We start from the raw sequence: 11,834 nt of genomic DNA, 5'->3' as shown, positions 1-11,834 counted from the left end.
CTAATTCCGTTTGATTGTCCACTTGATTATTGGAATGTCCTTCTGTTTCTGTATTTTAGGCGAACAAAATGGATTAAAAAATTGTTCATGATTCATAATAATGTTGTTTTATTAATCTACCATGCCAAATAATTTATTCTTCAAATTTCACTCCTAATTTAGACTTTTACAAAAATCAGAAAAAAAAATGAAATATGTATGCCGTTTTGATGAAATTTCAAAAAAATGTGGTTGTTTTCTTGTTCAATATTTACTAATTCTTTGATTATGAATTGAAAGCTTGGATGTAACTTTCGTTAAAGCGTAACTAATCCCTTTATTTAAAGGCTTTTGGTTTGTGATTTTAACATATCAATATAGAAAATATAATGTAATTGTAACATGAATAATCAAAAAAAATGTGTTAATTTGCATTCCTATTTCCCAAAATTGGAGATGGATGGAATTAAAGCTAAAACAACTATTATTATAAACTAAACCTTGTATTTATGAATCGAAATCTATGGTTGTTTATAATGCTCTTTTTCAGCATTTCGGCTTTTGCTCAGAAATCCGAGCTGAAAGGTGTGATTATAGACTTCGGAACTGGATCTCCTGTCGTAGGAGCAAAAGTTTCTCTTAAAGTGAAAAATGTCTCTGTACCATCTGTGAAGAATGGTAAATTTATTTTTAAAAATCTATCTCCGGGTACTGATGAATTGATAATCGAATCTCCAGGTTATCAGATATTCACGCAGAATATATTAATTAAAAAAGGAGAGAAGATAGATTTAGGAAATATTGCGTTGATTAAGGCGGCTGGAGTTGTTCCGAAATCAGAGGAAAATATCCGTCTCTTTGATGAATCCGATTTGGATGACGATGACAATGTTTCTTCTCAGTCGGCTTCTTATCTTGCAGGAGCATCAGATGATGTTTTTCTAAATGCCGCAAGTTATAATTATAGTCCTATGCGGTTTAGTGTACGAGGGTACGAACAAAATGCTTCTACTACATATATAAATGGTGTGAATTTTAATGACCAGGAACGAGGTCGATTTAATTATTCAAGTTTAGGCGGTTTGAACGATGCTTTTCGTAATAAGGATCTTGTGAATGGAATAGAGATGCCTACTTTTGCTTATGGTAGTTTAGGAGGGGTAACGAATATAAATACTCGGGCAAGTGCTTATGCTGCGGGGACAAAAGCGAGTGTCGCTTATACAAATCGTTCGTATAATTTAAGAGCAACGGCGACTTATGCAACGGGATTGATGAATAATGGTTGGGCATTTACTGGGTCAGCTGTGTTCCGTTGGGCCAATGAAGGGATTATAGAAGGGACTTTTTATAATTCTTGGGGTTATTTCCTTTCAGGTGAAAAGGTTATAAATGACAGACATCGTATTTCTTTGACAACTTTCGGAGCTCCTACGAAGAGGGCACAATCGGCTGCAGTGACACAAGAAGTATATGATTTGCGTTCGATATATTATAATCCTTATTGGGGATATCAAGATGGAAAGAAACGTAGTTCTCGTGTTGTAAACAGCTTTGATCCGACGGCTATATTTAATTGGGATTATAAAATAACAGAAACCCAGCATCTAAAATCTGGGATAGGGTTCCATTACAGTAATTATAGTAATACGGCTCTTAGTTTTTATAATGCAGCTGACCCGCGCCCCGATTATTACAGAAATATGCCGAGTTATCAGATAAATGAATTGTTTGATTCACCAGAGAATATAGATTATGATTTGGTCAATGAGATAAAAGACCAATGGTTAAATAATAATACCGATATAACTCAGATAAACTGGAACTCATTGTATCATACTAACTATCTCAATAATGTTGCTAATCCGGACGGAAGTGCAAAATACGTTTTGGAGCAAAGGCATAATGATTTGGTAGAAACTACTTTTAATTCTACATATAGCAATCGTTTTAATAAGTGGGTAAATATGCTGGCAGGTATTGATGTTAATTACTCGATAGGTAAACATTATAAAACGATGAATGATTTGTTGGGTGGTAAACAGTGGATTGATATAGACCAATTTGCCGAGCGAGATTTTTCTGATAATAATATGATAATTCAGAATGATTTGCGTAATCCTAATCGGAAAATTTACGAGGGTGATCGTTTCGGATATGATTATAATATGAATGTAGTAAAAGCCGGAGCTTTTATTCAGGGAAATTTGTCTTTGACGAAATTTGATATTTCTGCGGCATTTCGTCTCTCTACTACATCTTTCTGGCGTGAAGGTAAAATGGAGAATGGTCGTGCTGCAGTAATCGGAGCTACGTCTTATGGCAAGGGCAAAGTACTGAATTTTGTAGATCCGAGTGGTAAAATTGGTGTGACTTATAAAATCAATGGACGGCATCGATTAGTGCTGAATGGATTGGCAGAAACTCGTGCTCCTTATGCAGGTTATGCTTATGTCGCTCCGAGAGTGAAGGATACCCAGATAGGTAAAGTAATAATAAATCCGAAAAATCCAAGACAATATAAAATTAAGGACCTCCCCTCTGAAAGAGTGTATTCTTATGACTTGACTTATCAGTTTAATACACCAATCGTAAAAGGGCGTATTACAGGATTCCACACGATTACGCAGGACGGGACCGAAGCTACAGGATACTATAATGATGAGTTCCGTACTTTTGTGAATCATACGCTTTCTGGAGTAAATAAACGGTATTTAGGGGTAGAAGCCGGGGTTTCGGTTAAGTTGAACGACAGTTTTTCTGTATCTGTTGCAGGAACATATGGGGATTACCGTTATACGAATAATGCTGTCGGAGTAATGAGTGCGGAAAATGGAGCTAACCTTTTGACCGGAGAACTCCCAAAGACTCCGGCGGATGCAAAAAATTCAGATATTATCGAACGGGTGTATACAAAAGATTTGAGAGTAAGTACAGGTCCTCAATTGGCAGCAAGTATAACTTTGGATTATTTCCATCCAAAGATGTGGTTTGCCGATGTAACATTGTCTTATTTTGATAATAATTATCTCGATTTTTCACCCTCTCATTTTACTCAGATGAACTACTATGGTGGTACTTATTTGAATGAGGCAGGTCAGGAGATAGAGTATAGCGGTTATTTGAAGCCCAAAGGTTCGACGTATACGAAAGAAGAGAAAGAACGCTCCCAAGCTTTGCTGAAAATGTTTGGGACCCAGGAAAAACTCGATGGAGGATTTATGCTGGATGCTTCGGTTGGAAAATTGATATATTTCAATAACCGTAAACAGTCGCTGAATATAAATTTGAGTTTTAGTAATATCTTGAATAATAAAAATATGGTGACTGGTGGGTATCAGCAAGGCCGTATAGGACGCAATAATAAGACTCCGAACAAAGACATAGAGCTGGTCGATAAATATCCTAATAAATATTATTATGCATGGGGATTTAATTGTTTCCTCAATGTTGGATTTAAATTTTAATAAATAACGGAATAGAATTATATTATGAGTAAGATAAAATATTTATTCGCAACGTTTTTGGCCGTAGCAGCTTTTAGTAGTTGTGTAAATGATTTTGATAATGTTCCGGAAGATTTAGTGATTATACCTGAAGGAGATCCTCGGGCATGGAAAGCAAATATGACTATTGGCGAGTTGATAGCCATGTATGATCGTATAGATAATATATATGTGTTCGGGAAGGATGATACATTAAAATTTGATCCGGATGCCGGCTATACATATTTTACCGTAAACCAAGACCCGATGCAATATCCGGTGAAGAGTGTATCTCAGACCGATGGTCGGTTGAAAATTTCAGTGGATTATAAAGGCAAGAGTTTTATGATATGCCGGGAAACGGGCGACACTTATAAGAACTTGTTTTCTTTAACCCCTATGGAGGCACCGGGAGATATTTATATTACCGGACGTGTAACGACTTGTGATACGGCTTCGAACATTTATAAATATTTTATGTTGGAAGATTTGGTTGATAAGTCTGCCATTAAAGTTTCTATTGATGCCGGTAGTTTAAGCGGTATTTTTCCATTGGGGCAAGTCGTTTCGATTAAATGTAACGGCTTGATGATGGGACGTTATGCCGAAATGCCCCAGATTGGAGTTTATGGTTTTCGTAATGACCCGCCTAATGCATTCAGCCCGAAAGTTCGTTTTGAGCCGGGACGTATACCTTATTCTCTTGTACCGGAGCATTTTCAAAGAATTGGGTTGCCTGATAAAAGTAAAGTAGTGCCTGAAGAGAAAACAATAGCAGACTTGGCCGGATTAGATTCTACGTGGTATGGACGTCTTATACTGATAAAGGATGTGCAGTTTACCGGTCGTGGAGATGGTGAAGAGCTTTTGCCATATGACCAGATGATAACGATAGAAGAGAGTATAAAGCAGACAGGAAACACGAATAAGTACCAAAGAAATCCTATTTATGCTCCGTCGACCTACAGTGTGGATGCAGGCTATAATATAGGTTTTCCTCAATCTCGAGAGATATCGGATGGAACGGGAACAGTAAATATAGCGACAAGTGAATATGCTCATTTTGCAAATACTCTTATTCCGCGTAAAGAAAAGAAAGGGTCGGTTATTGCAATTTTAGGCTGGTTTCATGATAAAAACTCTTCTCAGGGCGATTATCAGTTGACAATTCGTTCTTTGGATGACTTATCGAAAAGTTTTTATGAATAAGATTTGTATACTAACCAATAAAAACAGATAATTATGAAAAAAATGAGAAAATTAGTATGGATGCTTTTGGCGGCTACCATGGTAGGTTTTGCAGCTTGCTCATCAGATGATGATGAAGATTGGGTTGAAACTCCGGGTGGCGGTGGCGGCGGTACGACAGGTACTGTTGATGTTTGTGGCGATGCAACACCGGTTTCAGAATATACTTTTGATTTTCAGACAGGAGTAGTTGATAACGAAAATTTTAATGTTCAAGGATGGAAAAATGTAATCGTTAGCGGTACCCGCCAATTCCAGGGAAAAGAATTTGATGGTAATTTTTATATTCAGGCTACAGCTCATAATGCTACGAGTGATGTCGATTGTTGGGTAATATCTCCGGCATTGAATGTATCTGAAGCTGCAAATAAGGTTGTTTCTTTTGATTTGGCACAGGCTTATTGGAAAGAATCAACAGAGTTCGGTGTGTATGTATTACAATGCGATAATGGTACAACTAAGGAAACAAAGTTGACCGGATTTAATATGCCGACAGCTTCTACAACAAATTATTCGTTTATTTCTTCCGGAAATATAGATTTATCGGCATATTCGGGTACCATATTTATTGGATTCCATTATAAAGGTACGGGGGGAAGCCAACAGTCTACGACATGGTGTATCGATAATTTTGTTTTTGGTAAGGATGTAACGACCGTAACGACAGTTAGTATTACATCGGCTGCTGTAACGACTGTAACTCTTGGTAGCGAATATAACTATACAGTTAAGACAACAGTAAATAATCCTTCTGGTAATACAGAAATCTCTGCAACGGGATTACCTTCTTGGTTGACAATTCAGGATAATGGTGATGGTACAGCAGTAATTAGTGGTACAGCTCCTTCTGCAGAAGAGACTACAGGTGACATAACCATTACCGCAAAGAATAACAATGTTTCAGATACTCAAACATTTAAAATTGAAGTGAAGGCTCCTGTACAGCCTGGGGAAAATCTATTGTTGAATGGAGATTTTGCTACTTTTACAGATGGCGGTTTCCCAAATTGGACAAAAGGAAATAATGCATCTACCGTATGGGCTCAGTCGACTACTACAGTGCATGCTCCGAGTACGACGTCTTTGAGCCTTACTAATGTGACGGGAACAACTTATATCACTCAAACATTGAAGACAGGAATCACTGCCGGAAAGCAATATGATATTACTGTTTGGTATTATAATGTTACCGGAGGTAAGAATGACTCCGGATTGAGATTGTGGAGTTTCTTCTTGGATGCCAATAATACTTATGTATACTTACCGGAAGCTGGTAAAGATGATGCAGCGAACGACCCTTTGCGTACTAATAACAAATATTTCCCGAATAGTATAGGCGAATGGAGTTCGTATACAACGACAGTAACTGCCCCGGAAAATGCTGTAGGATTTAAGTTTGAAATCAGAGCATATAGAAATTGTGGTGATTTCTTTATTGGAGAATGTTCCATTGCAGAGAAACAATAAGAGACAGATTTTTGTTTAAAAAATAAATAAAGGGCTTTCTGCATTTGCAGAAAGCCCTTTATTTATTTTTCATAACAGAAAAATATGTAAAAGCATAAGATAGACAGTAAAAGAGATTCGAATATTTAGTATCTTTATGCCCTATTAATAAATTAAAATCCGCATTTATGACCGGAAAGCGTATTCATCTTACCTTTTTATCTTTGTTTATTGTTTCACTTTTATTTGCAGATATACCTGTAGGGTATTATACAAATGCAAGTGGAAAATCGGGAGCTGAGTTGAAGACTTCCCTTTACCAAATACTGAAGGAACATAAGCGAATTCCTTACGGATCGGCCTATGGTTCTACGTGGACGGTTTTTAGAAAAAGTGATGTTTATCCTTCTGGGATAACAGGGCACCCTGAGGGTTCTATTTGGGATATGTATTCTGACATTGTCCGTTATTTCCCGAGCGGACAATCCGGCTCGAACCGAGAAATGAACATCGAGCACAGTGCTCCTAAAAGTTGGTGGGGAGATTCTCAGTCCCCATTCAAAAAAGATGCATCTTACGATTTGCATCATTTGGTTCCTTCTGACGCCAGTGCCAATTCAGCAAAATCGAATTACCCTTTGGGTGAAATAACAGGTTCGGTCTCTTTTAGCAATGGAGTTTCTACAGTAGGCATTGCTACTATTGGAGTAACAACTACTCGGGCTTTTGAGCCGGCTGATGAGTATAAAGGTGATTTTGCTCGGATGTATTTGTATCTGGTTACTTGTTATCAGGATTATACTTGGTCGGTGACTTCCATGTTTGCCAGTAATACATATCCTACATTGACGGACTATGGAAAAAGTTTGTTGTTGAAATGGCATCGTCAAGACCCAGTTAGTCAAAAAGAAAAAAATAGGAATGAAGCTGTATATTCATTCCAGTATAATCGAAATCCCTTTATTGATTATCCGGATTTGGTTGAATATATATGGGGAGACCATTATGGAGAAATATTTTATTTTGGTGCAGGCATCAGTACACCTATCGATGGGGAATTATATGTTGCTCCTGTTGCTTATTTAGGCCAGTCCAGAGAGCTGCCATTAATGGTGAAAGGAGGGTTGATATCGTCTGCCGTAGATGTTTCGATAGAGGGAAATTCTTGCTTTAAATTGCCGACAACGTCTTTGTCTTCAGATGAAGTAAATAGGGGAGTTCGTTATGTGGTAACGTATGCGCCTTCTTCTATTGGAATTCATAGTGCACTATTGACTTTCTCTGGAAGTAACTTTAATAAAGTAACAATTCCGGTGAAAGGTGTGTGTGCTCCTGCTTCAATAGAAAGAATATATCCGGTCGGTCTGAAGTCTGTCTATTCAGTTTCTGATTCTTCGGTTTCTCTGCTTCTTAATGTTGTGGATGCTGGAGTGACGTGGAGTGGTGATGGTGTAAGTGGAAATACTTTTAGCCCTTCTGAAGCAGGTAAAGGTACTCATGTCATAAGATGGAAATCTGCATCGAATAGTGGGAATATACGTATTATCGTTAAATAAAGTAAATTATGAAATATATAAGCGTGACATATAAAATAGGAATACTTGTATCTTTGCTTTTCTGGGTAGGATGTAAGGAAGATAATAAAACTTATGCACCTATACAATTGAATTTTTCAAGAGTGGATGTAAAAGTCGGAGTAACTGCATTATTACAAGTTTCGGGGAGTGAAAATTTTACTACGGAGTTATCAAATGACCGGATTGTTGCTCTATCTGTAAGCAATGGAGTAGTGCATATAACAGGTATAAAGGTAGGTAGTACGACATTGACTGTTACAGGGGAAGGGGGAGATCAACAAACATGTACAATTACAGTTGTAGAAAATGCGCAATTGGAAACTGATTTTATAAAAGATGAGACTTCCCGTATTGAAGGCTGGAGAGATGTCTCCATAAAAATGGATGCTCAAGAAGGAGGAGTATTTTCTATGCAGAAAGATGTCAATGCTTTAGGTGTATCTGCTTTGGGAAGTGTCACCTATGATTATTCTTGGGTAGATGATGAAGATTCATTTTTCAGGGCAAGTGCTTTAGGGACATTTACCTCTTCGGGAATTTTGGATGATGGTCTGGTCGTTTATAAAGAGTCCGGTCAGGATATCCAGTATCTTATTTCAGAAAAAGTAGAAATAAAGCAAATAAAGAACGGCAAAGTCTGGTTAGTATTTCAATTTCCTGGTCGGAGGGATATTCGTATCGTGACAGATGCTTTTTAATTGGGAAGAGAAGAAGATAAGGGAAATGAGAGGCTTGTCTTCTTCTCTTTTTCAGTCCGGGTTATTTCCATTCTTTGTATGGATGTTTGACTAAATTGGAATTGTAATATTGGGTATCGCCTGTAACTTCTTTCCCTATCCAATCGGGGAGGATTATAGGATAATTTTCTTCAGGTAGTTCAACTTCAGCGATAACAAGACCTGTATTGTCACCCAAAAATTCATCAATTTCCCACGTTAAGTCATCTATTTTACAAGTATAGCGGAATTTTTCTATAATAGGATGTATACACAATGTGTCAATGAGTTCATTAGCCTCGTTTACTGGAATTTGATATTCGTATTCTAATCGGGTTGCACCTTTATTTTTGCCTTTTATCGTTATGAATCCTTTCTCTTCTACTATACGTATTCGTACGACTCGTTCTTCTGATGTAGACAGGTAACCTTGTTTGTAATACTTCTTACTCGAACAACTTCGGTAATTATCTGTTTTAATTAAATACTTGCGTTCTATTTCTTTACCCATTGTGATGAAATGTGCTGTTGCTTTAACTTATTTTGATTTTTTGTAAAGATAGAGTGGAATATTTAGTTTATAAAATGAAATCTGGGGAATGAGAAATTAAACTATGTTAAACTGAATTGGCGAAAACTTTTTTAGTTAGAATAGTTTTAATATTTTCTCTACATTTGCGGAGCTGAAAAAATATTGAAAATATCTTTATGACCAAAAATATAAAAATTGCATTATATATAGTCATTGTGTGTTTATTATTGCCTGTGAAGGTGTATGCACAACAAACTACAGTTGTGACAGGGATTGTGACAGATTCGTTGACTCATGAGCCTTTGTCGTATGTCTCTGTTTTTTTGAAGGGTACCCAAGTAGGAGGAATGACTGATGAAAACGGTAAATATTCTTTGCGTACGACAGGCAACTGCACAGAGGTTGTATTTTCGTCTTTGGGATATGTAGAAAAATCGGTTCCGGTACGTAAAGGAATTACTAACCATATAGATGTTGCTTTGCTATCGGCATCTTATACTGTTAAGGAAGTAGTAATTACCCCAGGAAAGGAAAAGTATAGAAGGAAAGGTAATCCGGCGGTGGAATTTGTGAAGAAAATGATTGCTCATAGAGATGATTATAGTCCTAAAAACCAGGATTTTTATCAATATGATGAATATGAAAAATTAACATTGGCATTAAATGATTTTTCGGAGGAGCAGAAAAAAAAGTGGTTATTTAAGAAATTTCAGTTTATATTCGATTATGTGGATACGTCGGAGGTATCAGGCAAACCAATATTGACTGTGTCCATTAAAGAAAAAGTTGCGAAAAATTATTACAGAAAAGATCCTCATACAGAGAAGAAATTTGTAACCGGAATAAAAAGAGCTGGAATCGATGAAATGTTTAATCAAGAAAGTCTTCAACAGTTCTATGATGAGGTCTTTAAAGAGGTAGATATTTATAATAATGATGTAAATATCATGTTAAATCGATTTGTAAGTCCATTATCTAATATAGGACCGTCTTTCTATAAATATTATTTGTTGGATACATTGGATGTTAATGGAGAAAAATGTGTTGATTTGGGTTTTGTTCCATTTAATTCCGAGTCGTTTGGGTTTACCGGGCATCTGTATGTTACACTTGATTCTACCTATTTTGTAAAGAAAATAAAATTAAATGTGCCGAAAGACATAAATTTGAATTATGTAAGTAATATGGCCATTAATCAGGAATATAGTCGTGCGAAAGATGGAACCCGTATTAAAGAGAAAGACGATATGATTGTAGAATTCCAGTTAGTTCCTGGAACACAAGGTCTGTATGCCCGAAGGTTGACAAGTTATAATAATTATGAATTTTCGCCACCGGAAGATATGTCTCTTTTTTCGAAAGAGGGGAATGTTATTGTTGAAGATGACGCAGAAGTGAAGCCCGATGCCTACTGGGCTGATAATCGGCAAATTCCTATTAAATCAAAAGAGAATGCCGTAGATAAATTGTTGGTTAAATTGAGGTCTGTTCCGGTTTTCTATTATACGGAAAAGATTATATCAATTTTGGTTTCAGGATATATCGAGACGGCAAAGGATAGTAAATTCGATATAGGACCGATGAATACGACTATTAGTGGAAATGGTGTCGAAGGTGCCCGTTTCAGGGTAGGTGGATTGACGACGGCCAACCTTAGTCCGAACTGGTTTACACGAGGATATGTAGCTTATGGTACCAGAGATAAAAAATTTAAGTATTCAGCGGAAGTAGAATATTCTTTCAATAAGAAAAAATATCATGCTCGGGAATTTCCTATACATTCTCTGAAAGTATCGCATACTTATGATTTGAATCAATTGGGACAACATTATCTTTATACGAATAAGGATAATATCTTTCTATCTTTGAAGCGTATGAAGGATGATAGGAGTGTATATGAGAGAAAATCGGAAATAAACTATTTGAGAGAACATGAAAGTGGTTTTTCATATGGATTGAATGCTCGTTATATGACGGAGTATGCGACTGCTTCACCGCAAGTGGAGTTTATATTGCAGAATGGAACTCGATTGAGACAATATTCTCAAGCTGAAGCTGAAATAAAGTTGCGTTACGCACCGAATGAGAAATTTTATCAAACTAAGACGACACGTTATCCTATTACAAAAGATGCTCCTATATTTACTCTGAGCCATACGGTTGGTATTAAAGGTATATTTGATAGCAAGTATAATGTAAACCATACGGAATTGGGCATACAGAAGCGTTTTTGGTTTTCTGCTTTTGGATATACCGATATTTTAATTAAGGCTGGAAAAGTTTGGGATAAAGCTCCTTATCCTATGTTGATAATTCCGAATGCAAATTTGTCATATACGATTCGAGAAGAGTCGTATGAACTGATGAATCCTATGGAATTTATTAATGATGAGTATGTTTCTTGGGACCTTACTTATTGGGCTAACGGTGCTCTGCTGAATCGTATACCTTTGATTAAATATTTGAAATTGAGAGAAGTAGTTGCTTTTAGAGGGCTGTACGGAAATTTGACGAAAAAGAACAATCCTGAGAATAGTATATTTATATTTCCTAAAGAAACTCAATTGATGAGTAAGATGCCTTATATGGAAGCAAGTGTCGGATTGGATAATATTTTTACAGTTTTACGCATTGATTATGTATGGAGATTGACTTATCGGAATTTACCTAATATAAGTAAAAGTGGAGTTCGTATAGCTTTGCATTTTAATTTTTAGAATATTGTAGAGGCCTATAGAAATTTTTTAGATATATTATTTCAGAAAAGATTTATAATCTACATTTTTATCTTTAATCAGAAAAATTTGATATAGATTTTGAAAGTTAAGTCGTTTTATCTATAATTAAATAT

At 36.3% G+C, this 11,834-nt stretch carries 7 protein-coding genes; 6 read left to right on the top strand and 1 reads right to left on the bottom strand.

Annotation, left to right across the window (positions count from 1 at the left end; translation table 11 throughout):
- The first annotated feature begins 488 nt into the window (after positions 1-488).
- From BN2628_RS07205 to BN2628_RS07185, 5 genes are all read left to right on the top strand, one after another.
- Positions 489-3,446: a carboxypeptidase regulatory-like domain-containing protein gene (locus tag BN2628_RS07205; RefSeq protein WP_055096612.1), complete on the top strand. Its 2,958-nt coding sequence runs from the start codon at positions 489-491 to the stop codon at positions 3,444-3,446.
- A gap of 24 nt (positions 3,447-3,470) precedes the next feature.
- On the top strand, positions 3,471-4,673 hold the full coding sequence (locus BN2628_RS07200; RefSeq protein ID WP_055096611.1) for a DUF5689 domain-containing protein: 1,203 nt from the start codon (positions 3,471-3,473) through the stop codon (positions 4,671-4,673).
- 33 nt (positions 4,674-4,706) lie between these two features.
- Complete coding sequence (locus tag BN2628_RS07195; RefSeq protein WP_055096609.1) at positions 4,707-6,179, top strand: hypothetical protein; 1,473 nt, start codon at positions 4,707-4,709, stop codon at positions 6,177-6,179.
- Positions 6,180-6,346: 167 nt separating this feature from the next.
- The gene (locus tag BN2628_RS07190) at positions 6,347-7,714 is read left to right on the top strand and encodes an endonuclease I family protein (RefSeq protein WP_052431495.1); all 1,368 of its coding nucleotides are present in this window, start codon (positions 6,347-6,349) and stop codon (positions 7,712-7,714) included.
- Between the two features lie 8 nt (positions 7,715-7,722).
- Positions 7,723-8,433 (top strand): hypothetical protein, encoded by a 711-nt coding sequence (locus tag BN2628_RS07185; RefSeq protein ID WP_044228026.1) that lies wholly within the window; start codon positions 7,723-7,725, stop codon positions 8,431-8,433.
- A 61-nt stretch (positions 8,434-8,494) separates the two neighbouring features.
- Here the strand turns inward: BN2628_RS07185 and BN2628_RS07180 are convergent, their stop codons facing one another.
- Positions 8,495-8,962: a CYTH domain-containing protein gene (locus tag BN2628_RS07180; protein WP_044228029.1), complete on the bottom strand. Its 468-nt coding sequence runs from the start codon at positions 8,960-8,962 to the stop codon at positions 8,495-8,497.
- A gap of 197 nt (positions 8,963-9,159) precedes the next feature.
- On the opposite strand from BN2628_RS07180, the gene BN2628_RS07175 reads away from it, so the two are divergent.
- Positions 9,160-11,700, top strand: coding sequence for a DUF5686 and carboxypeptidase-like regulatory domain-containing protein (locus tag BN2628_RS07175; RefSeq protein ID WP_044228032.1), 2,541 nt, complete (start codon positions 9,160-9,162; stop codon positions 11,698-11,700).
- The last annotated feature ends 134 nt before the right edge of the window (positions 11,701-11,834 follow it).

This window comes from Gabonia massiliensis, assembly GCF_001403595.1.
Taxonomy (GTDB): domain Bacteria; phylum Bacteroidota; class Bacteroidia; order Bacteroidales; family Coprobacteraceae; genus Coprobacter; species Coprobacter secundus.
The sequence above is the reverse complement of the archived record's forward strand: the minus strand, read 5'-3'. Positions and strand labels throughout refer to the sequence as shown.

Coding starts and splice junctions, on each gene's coding strand:
- BN2628_RS07205 (WP_055096612.1), top strand. CDS start 489: ATGAATCGAAATCTATGGTTGTTTATAATGCTCTTTTTCAGCATTTCG.
- BN2628_RS07200 (WP_055096611.1), top strand. CDS start 3,471: ATGAGTAAGATAAAATATTTATTCGCAACGTTTTTGGCCGTAGCAGCT.
- BN2628_RS07195 (WP_055096609.1), top strand. CDS start 4,707: ATGAAAAAAATGAGAAAATTAGTATGGATGCTTTTGGCGGCTACCATG.
- BN2628_RS07190 (WP_052431495.1), top strand. CDS start 6,347: ATGACCGGAAAGCGTATTCATCTTACCTTTTTATCTTTGTTTATTGTT.
- BN2628_RS07185 (WP_044228026.1), top strand. CDS start 7,723: ATGAAATATATAAGCGTGACATATAAAATAGGAATACTTGTATCTTTG.
- BN2628_RS07180 (WP_044228029.1), bottom strand. CDS start 8,962: ATGGGTAAAGAAATAGAACGCAAGTATTTAATTAAAACAGATAATTAC.
- BN2628_RS07175 (WP_044228032.1), top strand. CDS start 9,160: ATGACCAAAAATATAAAAATTGCATTATATATAGTCATTGTGTGTTTA.